A 19,440-nucleotide genomic window follows, 5' to 3' on the forward strand; every position below is an offset into this window, starting at 1 on the left:
AACCCGCGATTCTCAATCGATCTCTTCGCCTGATTCCTCTTCGACGTCGTCGAGACTCTCATCGTCGGCCATCGAGGGCGAGACGATCCGATCACCGACCCGAAGCCAGACGGCCTTGAGATAGGCTCCCTCCAGGGCTTCGAGGCCAACCGGATGGTCGGCCGCGGCGCCTGTGAAGGCGAGCAACTGGACCGATCGGCCCGCTTTCCTGGCGGCGGCTCGGAGCAAGATAACGAATTCCTCGATGGGCAGGAGTCCCGAGCAGGAACAGGTCAGCAAGATTCCGCCGGGCTCGACGCAATTGAGTGCCAGGACATTCAGATCGAAATACTTCCGCTTTCCCGAAGAAATATCGAGTCGTCCCGGGATCAACTTGGGAGGGTCCAGGACCACGACGCCGAAGGTCTTGCCGTTCGCCGCCATCTGCCTCATATAACCGAACGCATCGGCATGGACGAAGTTGGGCCGGACCTGGTTGGCGTTGGCATTGTCCTTGGCGAGGGCGATCGCCTTCTCGTCCAGGTCGATGCAAGTGACCTCGGAGGCCGAGCCCCGGATCATCGCGTAGAGGCCAAACCCGCCGGTGTAGCAGCAAGCATCCAGGACGGTCCGCCCCGGCGTGAACCGGGTCAACGCCAGGCGGTTCTCGCGCTGGTCGCAGAAGAAACCGGTCTTGTGGCTCCCCTGAAACTGGACCCGGAAGCGGACGTCGTTCTCCCGAATGGTGACCCGTGGGGGGATTTTCGGCGTGGCGTAAGGTCGCCCCGGGAAATCCTCGGCCAGGGCGATTCGTTCGTCGACCTGGATCCGGTAATGTTTCGTGCCCAAACGTTCGGCCGCTCGTTCGAGGATCGGGCCGATCCGCTGATAGATGCCCAGGCTGAAAACTTCGGCGGATAGGACGTCGTCGTATCGGTCGAGAATCAGGCCGCTCAGTCCGTCCGCCTCGGCGTGTACGACCCGGTACGCATTGGTGGTCTCTTCGAGCTTCAGGAGATCGCGACGAAGGGAGATCGCCTGATCGAGGCGGTGTTCCCAGAATGCCGGCCCGGGAGCCTCGACCCCACCCGTCAAGATTCGGAGGTTGATCTGCGACCGGGCATTCCAGAGGCCGAAGCCGATGGGCAGCCCGTCGCGATCGACAACCCGGACCATGTCGCCGTCCCGAGGGCGGACCGGGCCCACCGGCCCGATGATCATCTTTCGGTAGACGAACGGATGGAGACCGGACGATCGGACGGCGACCGTCGGGAGCGATGGTGGAGCTTCAAGCGACCGATCGGGGACTTCGTCCATAGGCGCGAGGGGAGGCTCGGGCTCGGGACGCGGGGGAGGTCCCGGTCGATCGGGCGGGCGAAATGAGCGAGGCGGCCGGGGTGGTTCAGGCCTCATCATCATCGGCCTCGTCATCGCCATCCAACGCCCCCGGCTCATTTCGGGCCAGCCGACGGAGGCGGACCAGCAGGGCCGTCGCATAACGTTGGACCGCGAGTTGTCGAGTCATGACCGGTTCGGTGGCGGCATCGACGGGGATCTCGGCCAGCATCCGGTGGGCTTTCGCCAGGCCTTCCCATCCCGCCTTGAGGATCCGAGCAGAATCGACCTCGCCGCCGGATTCTCGGGCCAGTCGGAGGAGTTGTCGGACTTTCTTCAGGCCGGCCTGAGCCTGCTGGAGATTGCGGAGGGCGGTACCGGGGCTCATGGCGGCCATGTCGTGTCGTGCTGCCTCGCTTCAGAAGTTTTCTATCGTGTCGGACGACCAGTCGATATCATAATCGAAAGTCCGCCCGCTGGTCCAACGCAGTCCCTGGAACGGAGCCGAACGATGAGCGAGCCCGACGAGGGAGATGTCGCCGTGGACGAGCCAATCGTCACGACGCGGACGGCTCCCAAGGAGCGGACCGACTCAACCACCAAGACGCGTCGTCAGTCTCCCTACCACGTAATCATCCTCAACGACGAGGAGCATACCTTCGAGTATGTGATCGAATTGTTGGTCAAGATCTTCGGCCACTCGCTGACCAATGCCGAACATCTGACCTGGCGGGTCCACAACTCGGGTCGAGCGATCGTGATGACGACCCACAAGGAACTGGCCGAATTGAAGTGCGACCAGGTCCTCTCGTATGGGCCGGACCCTCGGATGAGCATCTCCAAGGGTCCGATCGGTTGTTACATCGAGCCCGCACCGACGGATTGAGGGGTCGACCCCGGCAAGGCCACCGATGCAACGTAATCCTTGATTTCGTCGAATGAGTCCTCGCCGATCTGCTTTACCTCATTCATGGTCAGTCCTAGTGCCTCGCCGCCGATCTTCAGGGCGAGGAAATCTTCCGCCAGGCCGAGCAGTGGGCTAGGCAGGCCCAGGACGGTGGCCAGGACCCCCCTGACGCGAGGGGCCAGGGCCGCCACTCCGGCAGCGACCGCAGCCCCCATCGGGGCGGCCCACTGATCCTCGACTCCTTCACGTGCCATCACCTGATGTGCGACATAGGCTCCCGCCGCAGCCCGAGGCAGCATGGCGGGGAGTGATGCGCGACTGGGAATGCCGGGGATCTTGTCGACCGCCATTTCACCCATTGCGGCCATGGCCCACGCCTTCCGGTTCGGCCGATCGTACGCCGCTTCCATCAGGGCCATCCCGAACGTCGATCTAAGGCCGGTCACCACGGCCAGGCGCATGGCCCTTTCGAACGCCCGCTTCGAATTGTTCATCGTCGTCAGAACTCCCCCGGATCGATCAAACATTCTCTGCCCCGGAGATCTCCCGGAACCTGCTGAATCGGTTATGCTTGCAAGATCGGGGCCGAGACCACTTCTCGGATCGAAATAGCTGGCGTGATCCAAGCGCCTGGATCCGGATTCTGACAGCCTTTCAGGCCAGGTCGTCGTGCCCATAGCCCGAACCCGTTGGCTTGGTCCCTGGATAAAACCCATAATAGGCCAGGACATCGGGGCGGGAAGTGACATACAGGACCCCGATGGCATAGGCGATCCCGGTCCATGAATTGGGGGCGGTCCCGACCGAGGCCAGCAACGCCACGGCATCCAGAGCCAGGCTGATCCAGGCCCAGAGGCGATGCAAATGAATCCCGCCCGGGTCGTCGTGGATCGTCTTCCATCCGGCCAGGAATAACAGGATTGAGAGAAACGACGAAGCAGTCAGCCAGAGGACCGCGAGGACGACGACGAAAGTCCCGACCGCTCCCGCGAGTGGACCCAGGAGCCAGCTACCGGCGCCGACCAGCAGTAAGGCGAGGACCGCTCCTACTGAGCCAATCAGAGTGACCGAGGACCAGATCAGGCTCACGATCCCGATGAACGTCAGGAGTCCGGGTCGAGAGTAGCGGGGGGGATGCATCGACGGGCAACTCCTCAAGATCAGTGCGATCCCTCGGCGGCGATGGCCGCGGGCACGCCGGTCGTGATGTCGGGGTAAGTTAAATTCACACCAAGCGCATCACGCATCCGGCGATTCGATACACGTTTGTTCGATTCTTCCCGTCTCGCTTCGGGACTACCGGGGCGCGGTAACTCGAACCGAGGGGCTTGTGCCTGGAGTGATTCGGCGGCTAAAGCGTAAAATTCCGATCGAGGGACGGGACGGTCGTCCGAGACGATGTAAAGTGACCCGGGGAGACCCCGATCCAGCGCGGCAACCGTGGCATTGGCGGCATCTTGGATATGAATCAGGTTGAGCCATTTGTCCGGATCTCCCAGGATCGGCTCTCCACGGAGAAGTCCCTCACGCCTCATGATCCGACCTGGGCCATAAAGCCCCGAAAAGCGAAGAATCGTCGAGGGAAGTCCTGACTTCTCGTACGAACGGACCACTGACTCGGCTTCCAGGCAGGACCGGCCAGATTCCGTCCGAGGATCGACGGCGGATTTTTCATCGACCCAGTCGCCGTCATCCTGGCCGTAGACGCCGGTGGAGCCGGCATAAACGAGCTTGCCGGTCCGGTCCATGAGTCGCCCCAGGGCATGGCGGAGTCCGTCCACATACACAGTCCGGATCGGGACGCCGAGAGTCCGGTCGAACCCGACGCAATACAGTGTGCGGTCGGCCTGAGGCAGGCCGTCCAGCGAGCCGGGTTCGAGGACGTCGGCCAGGACGGCCTCGATCCCCCAACTCGCGAGTTCCGGGCTTCTTTCCGGCTTTCGGGACGTCCCGAAAACGCGTTCGCCTCGATCTCGGAGAAGTCGACCGACTCGCCGACCAAGGTATCCGCAACCAACAATCAAAGTAGTGGTCCGGCTCAAGAGATGTGCCCCCCTGCCTGCCTGGGCTCGTCGGTCAACGACGATGGGGGGCGCTCGTCGAGAGGCGAGCCCGAGTCGAGGTAATTCTGGAGCAGGATCCGAGCGGCCAACATATCCCGCTTGTCCTTTCGGTTCCGAAGCTTGACCCCCGCCGATCGTAAGACATCCTCGGCGTCGACGCTCGTATAACGCTCGTCGAAGTAGACGACGGGAAGATCGGAGATGCTCGCGAGCCAGGCACCCCAACGGCGCGCCTGAGCCGAAGACTCGCTCTCTGTCCCCCGAGTATGGAGCGGCAAACCGATCACGATCCGGTCGACATCATGCTCGCGGATGAGTGCTCGATAATGGGCAGCGTCAAGGTCGGGCCGCCGACGCTCGTACACTTCCAACGGAGTGGCGATCGAATGACCGGGATCGCTGACCGCGGCTCCGACCCTTCGAGTCCCGTAGTCTAACCCGAGGATGCGCGTCATCGGAACCTGGTTCGCCATCAGAGGACCGAGCCATATCCGGCCTTGTCCAGTCCCTCGACGAGCGATTTGAGCTGGTCGAGCCGATCGATCCGGGCGACCAGGGTCGCTCCACCGGATTGGACGATGACCATGTCCTCGACTCCTAGGGTGGCAACCAGGCCCCCGTCGTCCGATATGATGATGCTATTCGAAGTAGCGACCGGGTGGACGGGACCCTGGATCGTATTGCCATTAACGTCGGAGGGTACCAACTCGGTCAAGGCCCGCCAGTCCCCCACGTCGTTCCAGTCGTAGATGACTTCCAGGACTCGGACGTTGGGGGCTTTCTCCATCACGGCCTTGTCGATCGGGACCTTCTCCATCGCCGGGTATTCGCGAGCGATGACCCGGGCCTCGTCGGAAGTGCCCAAGGCCGCGCGTACCCGACCCAACGCCTCGGACAACTGAGGGCGGTGGTTGGCGAGCGCGTCGAGGATCGCGCGAGCCCTCCAGACGAAGATTCCCGCATTCCAGGCGAAGCGTCCTTCGGCCACGAAACGCTCCGCCGTGGCACGGTCGGGCTTCTCGCGGAACTGGACGACTTTATGAAGTGCGATACCGCGTGGGGAACCCATGGACTCGCCGCGCTCGATGTAGCCATAACCCGTCTCGGGACGAGTCGGCTTGATGCCGAACGTAACGAAGGCCGAATCGTCGTCGTCGATCACCGCGATCGCCGCCTGGACGGTCTCTCGGAACTTCTCAGGTGGCGCGATCACGTGGTCGGCCGGCATGACGATCATCGTGCCGTCGGGATCCTGCCTCGCGATGATGGAGGCCGCGAAGCCGACACAGGCCGCCGTATCGCGCGGGCAAGGTTCGGCAACGACGTTAGACGTAGGCAGGTTGGGTAACTGGGCGCGGACGGCCGCCGCTTGATCGGCTCCGGTGATGATCCAGGTTCGCTCCGGAGAAACGAGCGGTGCGATCCGGTCGACCGTCTGCTGGATCATCGTCGAGTCGCCGTAAAGGCGGAGGAGTTGCTTGGGACGGTCGCGGCGGCTCTTGGGCCAGAACCGGGTGCCGCTGCCTCCGGCCATGATGACGGCGTGGAGCATGAGACTTCGGATTCCTTCGATGAACGGGGGACCCAGAGGAGGGAGATCATCCGCAAAGGCCGTCACTTCAGATAGATCGGCTCCTCGACGACCAATCCGGGCGAGAGCTTCGATTTCAATTCCGAGGCGTCTAAGGCGTAGAGCGGGCTGATCTCGATGCCAAAGGGGACCGACCCGTCGGACCGTCGGGTTACCTGGGCCCCGGCCGCCTCGAGCCAGTCGGCGAACTGATCGCTCATCCTCTGGCGGACCGACGCGGGGGAGTCTGGCCCGGTGGCGTTCTTGAGTGGCTCGAACTCGACCGAGCGATCGGTCTCGACCATGGCGGATCGTTCGGCCATGGGCAAGGCATCGAAGATGAATCGCTCGAACTTGACGGCATTGGGCGAGTCGGGCCTGGAGATCTCGCCGTTGGAATCCACGAAGGAGACCTTCTTGAAGGCCCGGTGGAACGGCAACTTGGCATCTCCGTCGACCAGTCGCTCGATGAACGTACGTTCGAGGGCATGAACAGCGATGCTACCAGCCCAGAGTTGAAGGCTTCCGTCGGGCTCGCGAAGCTCGGCCAACTCGGCCGGAAGGTCGGAATATTCGATGACTCGAGAGCGACCATCGACCTTGACGACAACGCCAAGTTTCTCGTCGGGGGCGACCTTCTCGATCACCTTGAAAGACAGCTCTGAATCGGCCTGGCGGTGGAGGCCCAGGAATGCCGGGTCGGCGATCCGGACCATCGGGTTGTCGACTTGGAAGTAGAAGATCGTCCGGACACCCAGCTCCTTCATCTCGGCGAGGCAGCTCGGGCGGTCGGCCTCCGGCGTTGCCAGCGCGTAGAGCGTGCCTCCATGGCCGTCGGGGCTCAGAGCGACTTGGCCCTTGGCGGCCAACAGAATCTTGCCGGTTTCTCGATCCACTGCGGGCATCTGACCCTGGACGAAAAATCGGACGTGGGCCAGTCCGAAATTCCCGTTCTCCTCGAAGTACTGAGTCGTCGTCGAGTGGTTCTCGGGACTGGTCATGATGTACAGCGGGATCGTTCGACCATATCGATTTGAAAGCGCGACGATCTTCTCGGCGTGGATCTGGAATAGGCTAGCGGCGGAGACAGGCCCGATCGGATAGGTCCCCTTGGGGCCTTCGAACCCCAGGCGAGTCCCCGACCCGCCCGCGACGATCAGTACCGCGACTTCTCCGGCCGAGAGCGCGATTTCTCCGAGTTCCGCGGCATGACGACGGGTTACGCGCTCGCCATCGGTCCTCGGGAGCCGATCGACCTCGACGGGTCGCACCTTCGAAGACTCGGGGGCCGCCTCGTCCTTGACGAGCTGGTGGAAAAGTTCGTCGATTTGGGCCAGATCGATCGCTCCGACCTCGGCGGTCAGTCGATCACGGGCGGCTTCGTCGAGGTCGGACCACCAACGGAGGAGATGCTCTTGCCCATGTTGTGTGAGTCGGGCGGAGAGCGAGGGGTCGGGAGGCATCGCGGCTCGGCTCCTGTCGCGACGAACAATCAAAACTCCAATGTCAGGCCATCGTAGGCCAAAGCCACGCGCGGGGGCAAGGTGGCCTCCGTCGGGCCGTGATCGAAACTGTGAGAAAGATGGGTGAGATAGGCCATCTTGGGGCGAACCCGCTCGATCGCCCCCAGGGCTTGTTCCAGGTTGAAATGAGTCGGGTGGGGTTCGGGCCTCAGGGCGTCCAGGATCAGGGTGTCGAGGCCTTCCAGGAGCGGCCAGCTCGCTTCAGGGATGCGGCTGACATCTGTACAGTAAGCCAGGTTGCCGATCCGGAAGCCCAGAACCTGGAATCGACCATGATCCAATCGGATGGGGATGATGGTCTGTCCGAGGACCTCGAACGGGGCATCGGGGCCAATTCGCCGAAACTCGATCTTGGGAACTCCTCCTGTCGGGATCGATAGGGATCGCTGCTCGAAGGCATAGTGGAAAACCCGACGAATTGTCTCTTCGGTTTCCTGCTCGCAATAGATCGGGACCGGCCCACCGATGGAGTGCGGGAAAGTCCGGGCGTCGTCGAGCCCGAACAGGTGGTCGGCGTGATGGTGAGTGAAGGCGATGGCGTGGACGTGGCGAATTCGCTCCCGGAGCAGCTGAAGTCGCATCTCGGGAGAGGTGTCGATCAGGAGATTGCCGAGCGGGAACTTCGCCAGGACGCTGCATCGGGTCCGATGATTCTTCGGGTTTTCCGAGCCGCAGACTGAGCAATCGCAGCCGAGGACCGGAACTCCGGTGGATGTTCCGCTACCCAGAATCACGAGTTTCCGAGGGATCGAACCCTTGAAATCCTCCACCAAGTCCCCGACCCCCATTCGACCTTGAATCGTTGATCCCGAGCGTGAGCGCCCACCCTGGCTAATCGTACCCGGGTTGGGGCAACACGGCGACGGGTATCCTGATGAAGCAAGGGCCTCGAAGAGCCTCGACCCGGTCTCGTCGGCCTGCACTCTTCGGGCGAGGGTCGACCAGTTGGCCGTCCTATTCCTCGTGGGACGAGGTTTCGGGCTCCGGTCGATCGACTTGACCGATCCCCGGCGTTTGAAGTAAGATCCTCGATAGAATCAACTTATAGCGGACAGACAGGATCACCGGAGCGAGGCGTAACCGGCAATGGAACTGCTCAGCGATATTTGGGATAAGACGACCGACACGGCCAACGCGTTGACCGAAGCTGTCTCGGATGGGTTGATGCGGCTGTTCGGTAACTCGAACGAGCGGCAGATCCGTCGGATGCGTCCGATCGTCGCCCGGATCAACGAGTTGGAGCCGGGGCTCCAGAATCTGACCGATGAGCAACTGAGTGGCAAGACGGTCGAGTTCCGCGAACGACTCGCCCAGGGATCGACGCTCGATGACATCCTTCCCGAAGCCTTCGCGGTCTGCCGGGAGGGGGGACGTCGGTTCCTCAAGATGCGTCATTACGACGTCCAGCTCATGGGCGGGATGGTCCTCCACGGCGGGAACATCGCCGAGATGGTCACCGGTGAAGGGAAGACCCTGGTGGCCACCCTAGCCGCTTATCTGAACGCCATCGAGGGCAACGGCGTTCACGTCGTGACCGTGAACGATTACCTGGCTCGCCGCGATGCCGAATGGATGAGCCCCCTCTACAATGGCCTGGGTCTGACCGTCGGCGCGATCCAGTCGGACATGGACGCGGCCGAGCGGCAAGACGTCTACGGTCGGGACATCACCTACGGGACCAACAACGAGTTCGGCTTCGATTATCTCCGCGATAACATGAAGCCCTCTCGCGAGATGCAAGCCCAGGGCCCCCTCAACTACGCGATCATCGACGAAGTCGACTCGATCCTGATCGATGAGGCCCGGACCCCTCTGATCATCTCCGGTCCCGCCTTCGACGATGTTCGAAAGTATGCCGAGGCCGATCGGATCGCCCGACTCCTCAAGAATGTCGTCCACTTCGAGGTGAAGGAAAAAGAGCGGACGGCGCACCTCAATGACGACGGGGTCCGCGAGGCCGAGCGGATTGCCGGGGTCGAGAGCTTCTACACTCCCGGCAACATGGAATGGCCTCACCTCATCGACAACGCCCTGAAGGCCCACCATCTCTACCGAAAAGATCGCGACTATGTCGTGATGAATGGCGAGATCGTGATCGTCGACGAGTTCACCGGCCGACTCATGACCGGTCGCCAATGGTCCGACGGCTTGCACCAGGCCGTCGAGGCCAAGGAGCGCGTCCGGATCAAGGAAGAGAACCAGACTCTCGCGACGATCACCCTGCAGAACTTCTTCAAGCTCTACAAGAAGCTCTCGGGGATGACCGGCACGGCGATGACCGAAGCCAACGAGTTCTGGAAGGTCTACAAACTCGACGTTGTGGCAATCCCGACCAATCGGGGCCTGACCCGACAGAGCTACCCCGACGTCATCTACCGGACCGACCGCGAGAAATACCAGTCGATCCTGGACGAACTTCGAGAGGTCCACGCGACCGGCCGCCCGATCCTGGTGGGTACCACCTCGATCGAGAAGTCGGAGCTGATCTCCGATATGCTGACTAAATACGGGATCAAGCATCAGGTCCTCAACGCCAAGTTCCACGAGCAAGAGGCCGAGATCGTCGCCCAGGCGGGTCGCAAGGCCTGGGTCACGATCGCCACTAACATGGCCGGTCGCGGGACCGACATTATCCTCGGCGGCAACCCCGAGTTCATGGCCTGGGCCGACCTGAAACACCTGAAGGACGAAGACGGCCAGATCCTGTATCCGACCCGGCTCGAAGTTCCGAAGGAAGTCTGGGAGGCGGCCGTCGGGAAATATGAGCCGACGATGAAGGCCGAAGGGCGCGAGGTTGCCGAGATCGGCGGCCTGCACATCATCGGGACCGAGCGTCACGAGAGCCGGCGGATCGACAACCAGCTCCGAGGGCGTTCCGGTCGTCAGGGCGACCCGGGATCTTCCCGGTTCTTCCTCTCGCTCGAAGACGACCTGATGCGGAAGTTCGCCGGCGAGTGGGTCTCCAACGTCCTGGCCCGGCTCGGGATGGAGGACGGCGAAGCGATCGAAAGCAAGATGGTCTCTCGGCGGATCGAGGGGGCTCAGAAGAAAGTTGAAGAACGCAACTTCGACTCGCGAAAGAACTTGCTCGAATACGATGAAGTGATGGACGAGCAGCGGAAGCGGGTCTACTCGTTCCGTCAAAAGCTCCTTGATGGCGATCCGGCCAAGGATGCCATCCTGGGCATGATCGACAATCAGATTCGAGAGGCCGCCGACCGATTCCTGGCCGACGATTATGGTGCCGCAAGCTTTGCCGAGTGGTCCGGGCAGCGGCTGGGAGTCGAATTGACGGCTCGTGCCTTCAAGGGAATGGCCTTCGAGGATGCCGTGGAAGCCGCCAGGCATGAGGCCGAAAATCAGGCCGGAAGCTTAATTGCGGAGGCGATCGAAGAAAACCTCCCCTCCGACGCCGAGACCAGTGAGTACAACTGGGTCGCCCTGGCGGCCTGGTTCAACGCCAGGTACGGGACCACCCTCAAGGACCGCGACCTTCGAAAGTATATGAAGTCCGAGGGGGACGAAACGGTCCTCGATCGGATGGGACTCGAGGACTCCCTGGTCGACAAGGCCAAGGCGACCATCGAGGCGTTCGACCTGGCTCCTTCGCAGGAATTCCTCCAGGAGGACTGGGGGCGTCGGACCCTGGCCGGTTGGACTCACCACAAGTTCGGGTTGGCGATCGATCCGGCGACCTGGGCGAAGCTGGGCAAGGCCGAGATCGTCCGAACGCTCCAGGCTCAGGCTCGCGAACTCTACGCTCGAAAAGAGGCCGAGTTCCCCGTTCGGGTCGGTTTGACCAAGTTCCTGGCCGAGCGTTCGCAGGGCCAGCAGAGCCCTCGGTACGATCGCGATGGCCTGGCCGCCTGGGCGACAGATCGGTTCGGGGTCTATATCGACCCCGAGGAGATCCGATCCAAACTCCGTCCCGAGATCGAGACCCTCCTCCTGGACGTCGCTCACCGCGAATACCCCGGGGGGAGGCTTGCCCAGGAGATCGATCGGCGAATCCTGGAGGTTTATGGTCCCGAAGAGACCGAACGTCCGGTCGACTCCAAGTCCGCCGAAGATCTGGCGAATTGGGCCCGTGCGGAATTCGGGGCGGAGGTCACGGGCGAGACTCTGGTCGGCGTTGGCCGGAATGAGGCTCGTCGTCGGCTGATCGATGCCCTCGACGACCGGCATCGTCCCGAAATGCGTGAAATGGAGAAGGTCCTGGTCCTCCAGATCCTCGATCAGAGCTGGATGGAACACCTCCGGACGATGGACCATCTTCGCTCCTCGGTCGGGCTCCGAGGCTATGCCCAGGTCGACCCGAAGGTGGAATACAAGCGGGAGGGGATGAAGATCTTCGAGGAAATGTGGTCGGGCGTCTCCGATAGGGTGACCGACCTCGTCTTCCGGATGGAGCAACTCGATCCCGACTTCCTGAGCTACCTCGGCTCCCGATGGCAGCTCGACCGGGCCCAGGCGATTCACCAGGCCCCCGAGCCCGAACCCGCCGCCGTGGCCGGGGGCGGCGTCCGCGCCCAGCAGGATGCGGCGATCGCGGCCAGCCAACAATCGGCCGAAACCAAGCGAGAACCGGTCCGCAACCTCGGCAAGAAAGTCGGCCGGAACGATCCATGCCCGTGCGGGTCTGGTAAAAAATTCAAATCTTGCTGCATGCACAAGGAAGCCGCGGCCGATCCCTTCTAAAATGGGATGATTCGGTCGGATTTCCTGAAATATTTCGATTGCCCTCGCGAACCCCCCGATTCTCCGGGGGGTTTTTCGTAAATGATCGGGAATTTGCCGATGAATTCGGTAGTTACGACGTCAAGCCCGGTCGGATCTCGATAACGGCCGTCGAATCAGTATTTCTCGATACAAGATCGATTCTGACGAATGCCATTCCAAGTCGGGCACGACGGTTGCCTTTGGAAGGCGAGATCGACGAAGTGACCCGCGGACCGGACGCGACGATCGCGTCTCGGGGTTCCAGGATGAGCCCCCGGCTACCCGGGTCAGGGAAAGGATTCCCCGATGCCCTGTTTGCTCAACTTGATCTACGCGACGCTCCTGGCGGCCTGCTCACCCCTGCTGCTCTACCGATCGATCCGGACCGGACGATATCGGGAAGGCTGGGCTGAGAAGTTCTTGGGCCGCTCGCCCCACCGGATCGGCGACCGTCCCTGCATCTGGTTTCACGCGGTGAGTGTCGGCGAAGTCCTCCTGCTCAGGCCGATCCTCCAGGAGATGTCCCGAAGAAGGCCGGGTTGGGAAGTGGTCATTTCCACGACCACTCGGACCGGGCTGGCCATTGCGAGGCAGAACTATCCGGACCTCGTGACGTTTTACGCCCCGCTGGATTTTTCGTGGGCGGTCCGAAGGGCGGTGGCTAGGGTCCGTCCGACCGTCCTGGCGTTGGTCGAGCTGGAACTCTGGCCCAATCTGGTTCGATCGGTGAAAGCCTGCGGCGGACGGGTGGCCATCGTCAACGGGCGACTAAGCTCGAGGAGTCATAAGGGCTATCGGAAGCTCCGCGGCCCCCTGGGGCCGACCCTTCGGAGGATCGATACGGTGGCGGCCCAGAACGACGAATATGCCGAGCGATTCGTCGATCTCGGAGTCCCGAAAGGCCGTGTCCGCGTCACGGGTTCGGTCAAGTTTGATGGGTTGGAATCGGATCGGTCGAATCCGAGGACGGTCGCCCTCCGGAAAGTGCTCGGGTTGGCTCCTGAGGAGCTGATCTTCGTGGCCGGCAGCACGATGGAGGGGGAGGAGGAAGCCGCCCTGGACGCTTTCCGGGAGGCACGCCGCCAGCATCCCCGGCTCCGTCTCATCCTCGTGCCTCGTCATCCCGATCGCTTCGACCGAGTCGCGGCCATGGTCGAGTCGCACGGTGAGAAGGTACTCCGCCGGAGCGAGTGCCCAGAATCCGCTCACCCGATTCCACGAGGCCAGTTTGCCCCGGTGATCCTGGTCGATTCGGTCGGGGAACTCTCGGCCATCTGGGGGCTGGCAGACGTGGCGTTCGTCGGCGGGAGCCTGCTTCCCGGCCGGGGTGGTCAGAACATGATGGAGCCGGCCGCGTTTGGCGCGGCGGTCTTGATCGGCCCGTACACGTCCAACTTCCGGTCGGTCGTCGAGCAACTCCTGAGTTGCGGCGGGGCGATAATCGTCAGGAGTCGTGCCCAGCTGACCGAGGCCCTGCTGGAAGACCTCGATGATCCGGAAGCGGCGACGGCTCGTGGTCTCGCGGCCAGCCGGTACGTCCTCGCCCAGGATGGGGCGTCGGGCCGCACCTTCACCGAGCTCGATCGACTGGTCGAAATGGCCGCCGCTTAAAATACACCTTGATTGCAATCGCCGCATCCTCAATACTCCCCAGGAGTGCCGGGCTTGCCGATCGTCGGCCAGTCCGGCCGGATCGGCCTCCCCGGTCACTACTCGGGCCGTGGTTCGGGGGGCACGGACGATTACATGTGCTTTGGGAGATCGACATGAGCGAGCAGAACCCGGCCGAGGGGCAACCCCAGGCTCAGCAGCAGACCGAGGTCCACGTCGATGACACCGGCGCGCTGCCCTCGTACTCGAACTTCTGCCGGGTCACCGCGACCCCGGAAGAGGTGATCCTCGACTTCGGCCTGAACCCCCAGCCGTTCGCGACCGGTCGTCAGGACGTCAAGGCGAACCAGCGGATCGTCATGAACTTCTACACGTCCAAGCGGCTCCTGACCGCCCTGGGGATGACGATCCAGCGACACGAGTCGACGTTCGGATCGATCGAGCTCGACGTCCGTCGCCGGGCCGGGGGCCAGCAAGCGGGTGCCCGTCCTTCGGGACCTCAAGGGGTGGTCGAGTAATCTGACGCTCCGATCTTCGAGGCGTCCCGAGTCCAGGCATGGACTCGGGACGCCTTCTTCATGCGCCAACCAACCAATTTCACCCCGTCAATCCGCATTTCGTGCCTTTCTGTCATCTCCTGTCGCGATTCTTCCGATCCTGAGTGGTATGACGAGCGTTTCCGCAGAGCTGGTCGTGCCGGCCTCGCGGAGAATCCGGATCATTCGGCTCAACGGGAACCTCCGGTCGCGCCGATACCTGTGACGCCGGGCGCCTCGGCCTCGGTTCAGGATGGACGAGTCTAGGCTTAGGAGATGATGGAATGTCTCACCCTTCCCGATCCCGGCCCAGTGGCCCGGCGCAACGGCGGCCTCGCGGTGCCAAGATCGAGGCGATCACCCCGCTGGAAGAGCGTAAGCTCCTGGCGCCCGTCGTCTCGATCGGACCACAGACGGCGGTCTTCACCCCGTTTGCGACCCAACCGACGACCCAGAATCTGGGGACGATCACCGTCACCAATACCCTCCCGTCCCAGACCGGGGCGGTGAATCCGCTGGCTGCCTTCCCGGAGGCCGCGGCGATCACCTCGGTCTCCGAACTGACCCCCTCCACCTCATTCGGCGGCGACATCGTCCGGATCAGGGCCGGTCAGGGTGGCGACTTCGGCAGCGTGCTCTACGCGATCTCGCGAGGAGCGGGCGGCAACGCATCCCAGGGGGCGATCAATCGGCCGGGGGTGATCTACCGGGTCGATCCGGCTTCGGGCAAGGCGTCGGTCTTCTTCGACCTCAACACCGTGATCCCGCAGCTCGACCCCACCCAGACGAGCGCCGCCAATGGCCTGGCCTCCTCGACCGGGCTGACCAACTGGTATGACATCACCTTCGATCCCGAGGGCTACTTCGACGGCAAGCCGTCCATGTTCGTCTCCTCGGTCGACTCGGCCAACGTGGCCAAGAACGCGATCTATCGGATTGCCCCCGACGGGACTTTCATGGGGGTCTATACCGCCTTCTCGGCGGTGAATGACGGATCGGCCACCCTGGCGTTCAACCCGAGCGCGATCCTCGTCCCGCCGCCCGAGCAGCAGACTTACCTCCGGGGCCTGATCTCCGGGACCGGGTCGGGATCGTTCACCAATCTGGGCCTCGGCGGTGCCACCAATAACGGGGCTGGCAGTGTTGCTCCGAACACCACCTCCTTCGCCGCCCTCTATTTCGACTCCAACCAATTTCGTAACGGGACCCCGATTAGCAGCACCACGACCCTGCCTGCTGGCGTCAAGCAAACAGGCCTGACGCTCGGGCCGCAGGTCGGGTTGACGGCAGCCAATCCGGATTACGTCGCCGCGGGCGGTAGCCTGGTCTACGACGCCTTCGCCGACTTCGGCGTGCCCGCCTTCCCGCCGGGGACCGGGAACCCCTTCCCCGCCTCGCCGGGCGTCAGCGGCGTCCAGGGTATCGGTGGTGATGTCCTGATCAACCTGGGTTTCGACCCCAATGCCTTCGCTAATACTCAGGCCAACCCGACCCCGACCATCGACCTCTATCCGGTCGCGACCACCGACTTCCGTCGCTTCCAGGATGTGGCGTTTGACCAGTACGGCTACTTCTCGCAAGGCTTGCCCCTGAGTTCCACCACCACCACCACCACGACCGGAGGTGGGGCGGGTTCGGGCAACACCGGCACGACCGGCGGGACCGGCACGGTCGGTACCGGAACTCTCGGTGCCCCGGTTTATGCCGGAAGCCTCTTCGCGGCCGACCTCGCGACCGGCCTGGCCGTCTCGGTGGCCATCCCAGGTGCACCCGCAGGGACGCCTCCCCTCTTGATTCCGGTTCAGGGTCCGGGGGTGGGTGGTGTGTCGAATTTCGATCCCACCACGAATGACCTGAGCTACATCGCACCGGGCGGGACGGGTAGCGGGCCGTCCGGCTTCATCGGGTCCGACCCGATCGGCGGCGGTCGAATCGTCCGGATCGACCAGTTCGGCCGAGTCTCGAACTTCGCCACCGGCTTCAACACCTCGAATGCCTTCGATGCCACCTCGTTCCAGAATTCCAGCCTTAGCATCACCTTCTCCCCCGATGGCACGACGCTCTATGCCTCGGACAACGATGGGATCTGGCAGTTCAAGACCACGGCTAGCCTGGCCGGGTCGTCCTCGGGCTCGCTGATCGGCCTGAATGACCTTCGGACCCTGGGCGTCCCCTACGACGGGCGAAACAGCGCGGTCCATGTGATTGATACCGGGGTCGACGCGTCGAACGCCAGCTTCCGAGGGCGAGTCTCTCCGGGTATCAGCACTTCGATCCCCGGCGGGACCGGAAACGACGACTTCGCTCCCGGGATCAATGGGGGCGGGACCGGGACCGGGACAGGTGGAGGGACCGGGACAGGTGGAGGAACCGGGACCGGCGGGACAGGAGGAACCGGCGGGACCGGTGGGACCGGGGGTTCGGCCCTCACCCTGAATGCCAATGGCCACGGAACTCCCGTTGCCGGCATCATCGCCCAGTTCGTGCCGCAGGCCACTTTGAACCCAATTAATGTCTTCGAGCCGTTCGTGGCTCCCGCCGGTGGGACAACGACCGGTGGTGGTGGCGGGACCGGTGGCGGTGGAGGGACCGGGGGTGGTGGGACCGGCGGAACCACGGGTGGGGGAGGAACGACCTCCTTCGCATCGAACGCCTCGGCGACCACCAATTCTCTGTTCGCCGGATTCCAGTACGCGACCAGTAATCCTTATGTCAAGGATCCGATCCGGCCTGAGAATCAGGACCGAGTGATCGCGGCCAGCCTGGCTTTCGGAACGACGCAGACGTTCGAGACCGAGCAGACGGCTTACAGGGCATATCCGCAGATCGTCATCGCCTTCAAGAACCAGCTCAATAAGTTCCTCAAGGCGGGGATTGCCCCAATCGCGGCCTCCGGCCAGTTCGGAGCTACCAACGGCGCCCTCAGTGGCACGACTGGTGGCGGGACCGGTGGCGGCGGGACCGGTGGCGGCGGCGGGACCGGTGGCGGCGGCGGGACCGGTGGCGGCGGCGGGACCGGTGGCGGCGGCGGGACCGGTGGCGGCGGGACTGGCGGCGGGACCGGTGGAGGAACGACCACGGGTGGTGGAGCCTCGGCTGGCGTCACGATCCCGGGTCGCGGAGCCTCGAACAACGCCGAGGATCCTTCCGTCGGCGATGTGAATGGGATGTCGCTCCCGGCGATCCTGAACGAAGTCATCTCGGTCACTGGAAGCTATCCGTTCGTCTATCAGGCGAGCGCCAGCACACCACCGACCGATCCGGCTCAGAGTATCGTCGGACGTATCCCCGGCCCTGTTCTGATCTTCGGGAATACGGTCAGCACACCAGGCTCGCTCGGCGACGCCGGAAGCAATGCCAACGGAAATGGCACTTCAACAACCGGTGGTACGGGTACGGGTACCGGGACTGGTACGGGTACCGGGACTGGTACGGGTACCGGGACTGGCACCGGGACCGGCTCGACCGGCAACAATCTCGGGCAGTTGACCGCAGCGGAAGGCGCTGGTGCCACGGCTGGCGGCGGGACCGGTGGCGGCGGCGGAACCGGTGGTGGCGGCGGCGGCGGCGGGACCGGTGGTGCGACCGGTGGAGGGCCAATCATCACCTTCACCGATCGGATCCTTGGCTCGGTCAATCGGAATTCGACGACCGACTTCGCCGCACCGGCGCTCGACGCCCCGACCTTCCGTCGGACCTTCGCCGGAGATGGGGCCGACAACTTGACCTTCCTTCAGGGTGGAACCTCGGTCTCCTCGGCGATCGTCACGGGTTCCTACGCCCTGGTCAGCTCGGCGCTCGATTACTGGGCGACCATCAGCAAGGCGGGGGTGACGAATTCGGCCTATCTGAACACCCCGATCGGGTCGACCGTCCTCAACTACGGATCGAACCAACTCTTCAACCCGAAGGCTTACAACAATCCGGACGGAATCAACGCCATCCTGGCCTACACGGCCGTCCCTGCGACCGACACCAACGACAATCTGACGATCGCCGGGCCACCGAACCTTCTCGGGACGACCGTCTCCCGGTCTTATGCCCGAGTGGACGTCGGGAATGCGATCGCCGCGATCGAAGGCAAGGTGGCTCTCGATTATCTGCTGTCGCACAAGACGTTCAATATCATCGATGCCAACCACGACAACCTGATCACCGCCCAGGAGATCCAGAACTTCGTGGACAGTGCCGCGACGACCGGTCAGACCGAGGCCGGGGCCATGGCCCGACTTCTCGGCGGGACGGCCCGATCGGCCCTGAATACGAGCTTCACAGCCGCCGCCGAGCAGCCCGATCAGCCTGATGTCCTTCAGCGTCGATTCAACTTCTTCGACTATGCCACCCACGGGCGTCTCCAGGGCTCGATCTCGATCGCTCAACTCAAGCTTCTCAACAAGTACATCCTGCCAACCCCAACGCAGTACACGATCACCGACCGACAGCGTGCCTCGCGGAATGGCTTCCTGATCGCCCCGACCGCGCAGCGTAACTTCAAGAATCTCCAGCATCTGGCACCCAAGTACGTCTTCGTGCCCAAGGGCAAGGTCCTCCCCTACAAGGGAACCTCTCCGGCCCAGTTCGGAGTCAACAACAACCTCAAGGCGAACAGCTCCGTCTCGCCGGTCTACACCCTGTTCGATGGCACCGCCCGGGCGGGAGTCGCCTCGAACAACAGCACCACCACCTCGCAAAGCCTCCCGGGTGGAAACCAGATCGCCGCGACGATCGACACCACGACCACGAGTGCGGCCGGTTCCACGATGGCGGACGCCGGAAGCACCTCATCGTCGAACTTGACGACTCGCGACCCGAACACTCTGCCCCTCTCGGGTCAGACGGGTAGTCCCGTGGCAACGCCCGTCGTCCCGGCTGTCGGGACGACCGTGACCACCACGCAGACGACGGTGACCTCGACGACCACCAACCCGGCTCAGTCCACCGCGACCGAGTCGAGCCTGGCATCCCAGCTGGCCGCGATCTTGGCCCCGAAGGCCCCGCAACCAGCCGCCTCCACCGCGACCGCTTCGACCGCCACGGTCTCCACGACCAAGGCTGTCCCCACGCCGTCGAAGGTGACCAAGAGTCTGCTCAATATCAAGTGATTCCAGGGTTTCACCCCCGGGTCGATCCCGAGATCGACCCGGGAAACCTGAGTCATCAAACGCTCGAGTTGCGAGACGGCCGGACCATCGCGGAG

At 63.3% G+C, this 19,440-nt stretch carries 14 protein-coding genes; 5 read left to right on the forward strand and 9 right to left on the reverse strand.

All coding sequences use genetic code 11. The annotated features are described in order from the left end of the window. Positions 1-12 precede the first annotated feature (12 nt). On the reverse strand, positions 13-1,296 hold the full coding sequence (locus P12x_RS19140; RefSeq protein ID WP_435006199.1) for a class I SAM-dependent rRNA methyltransferase: 1,284 nt from the start codon (positions 1,294-1,296) through the stop codon (positions 13-15). A gap of 85 nt (positions 1,297-1,381) precedes the next feature. Next, complete coding sequence (locus P12x_RS19145) at positions 1,382-1,711, reverse strand: hypothetical protein (RefSeq protein WP_435006201.1); 330 nt, start codon at positions 1,709-1,711, stop codon at positions 1,382-1,384. A 114-nt stretch (positions 1,712-1,825) separates the two neighbouring features. On the opposite strand from P12x_RS19145, the gene P12x_RS19150 reads away from it, so the two are divergent. Beyond that, on the forward strand, positions 1,826-2,200 hold the full coding sequence (locus tag P12x_RS19150; protein WP_435006202.1) for an ATP-dependent Clp protease adaptor ClpS: 375 nt from the start codon (positions 1,826-1,828) through the stop codon (positions 2,198-2,200). Here P12x_RS19150 and P12x_RS19155 read toward each other — a convergent pair. From P12x_RS19155 to P12x_RS19185, 7 genes are all read right to left on the reverse strand, one after another. Continuing rightward, positions 2,173-2,715: a hypothetical protein gene (locus tag P12x_RS19155; RefSeq protein WP_435006203.1), complete on the reverse strand. Its 543-nt coding sequence runs from the start codon at positions 2,713-2,715 to the stop codon at positions 2,173-2,175. The two genes, P12x_RS19150 and P12x_RS19155, sit on opposite strands and share 28 nt — an antisense overlap. A 160-nt stretch (positions 2,716-2,875) precedes the next feature. Further along, entirely contained in the window at positions 2,876-3,361 is a 486-nt protein-coding gene (locus P12x_RS19160; RefSeq protein ID WP_435006204.1) for a hypothetical protein, read from the reverse strand. A gap of 20 nt (positions 3,362-3,381) precedes the next feature. Next, the gene (locus tag P12x_RS19165) at positions 3,382-4,263 is read right to left on the reverse strand and encodes an SDR family oxidoreductase (protein ID WP_435006205.1); all 882 of its coding nucleotides are present in this window, start codon (positions 4,261-4,263) and stop codon (positions 3,382-3,384) included. Continuing rightward, positions 4,260-4,739, reverse strand: coding sequence for a Holliday junction resolvase RuvX (gene ruvX / locus P12x_RS19170; protein WP_435006206.1), 480 nt, complete (start codon positions 4,737-4,739; stop codon positions 4,260-4,262). Before ruvX ends, P12x_RS19165 begins: the two co-directional genes overlap by 4 nt. Before the next feature lie 17 nt (positions 4,740-4,756). Next, positions 4,757-5,836, reverse strand: coding sequence for a mannose-1-phosphate guanylyltransferase (locus P12x_RS19175; protein ID WP_435006207.1), 1,080 nt, complete (start codon positions 5,834-5,836; stop codon positions 4,757-4,759). Positions 5,837-5,898: 62 nt separating this feature from the next. Next, positions 5,899-7,317, reverse strand: coding sequence for a UTP--glucose-1-phosphate uridylyltransferase (locus tag P12x_RS19180; RefSeq protein ID WP_435006208.1), 1,419 nt, complete (start codon positions 7,315-7,317; stop codon positions 5,899-5,901). 29 nt (positions 7,318-7,346) lie between these two features. Next, positions 7,347-8,111 (reverse strand): MBL fold metallo-hydrolase, encoded by a 765-nt coding sequence (locus P12x_RS19185; RefSeq protein ID WP_435006210.1) that lies wholly within the window; start codon positions 8,109-8,111, stop codon positions 7,347-7,349. Positions 8,112-8,463: 352 nt separating this feature from the next. On the opposite strand from P12x_RS19185, the gene secA reads away from it, so the two are divergent. From secA to P12x_RS19205, 4 genes are all read left to right on the forward strand, one after another. Continuing rightward, complete coding sequence (gene secA / locus P12x_RS19190) at positions 8,464-12,075, forward strand: preprotein translocase subunit SecA (protein WP_435006211.1); 3,612 nt, start codon at positions 8,464-8,466, stop codon at positions 12,073-12,075. 327 nt (positions 12,076-12,402) lie between these two features. Next, positions 12,403-13,707: a 3-deoxy-D-manno-octulosonic acid transferase gene (locus P12x_RS19195; RefSeq protein ID WP_435006213.1), complete on the forward strand. Its 1,305-nt coding sequence runs from the start codon at positions 12,403-12,405 to the stop codon at positions 13,705-13,707. 155 nt (positions 13,708-13,862) lie between these two features. Further along, entirely contained in the window at positions 13,863-14,225 is a 363-nt protein-coding gene (locus P12x_RS19200) for a DUF3467 domain-containing protein (protein ID WP_435006215.1), read from the forward strand. A gap of 302 nt (positions 14,226-14,527) precedes the next feature. Next, positions 14,528-19,345: a hypothetical protein gene (locus tag P12x_RS19205; RefSeq protein WP_435006216.1), complete on the forward strand. Its 4,818-nt coding sequence runs from the start codon at positions 14,528-14,530 to the stop codon at positions 19,343-19,345. The last annotated feature ends 95 nt before the right edge of the window (positions 19,346-19,440 follow it).

It is taken from the genome of Tundrisphaera lichenicola, from assembly GCF_051175385.1.
In the GTDB taxonomy this organism is placed as follows: Bacteria; Planctomycetota; Planctomycetia; order Isosphaerales; family Isosphaeraceae; genus Tundrisphaera; species Tundrisphaera lichenicola.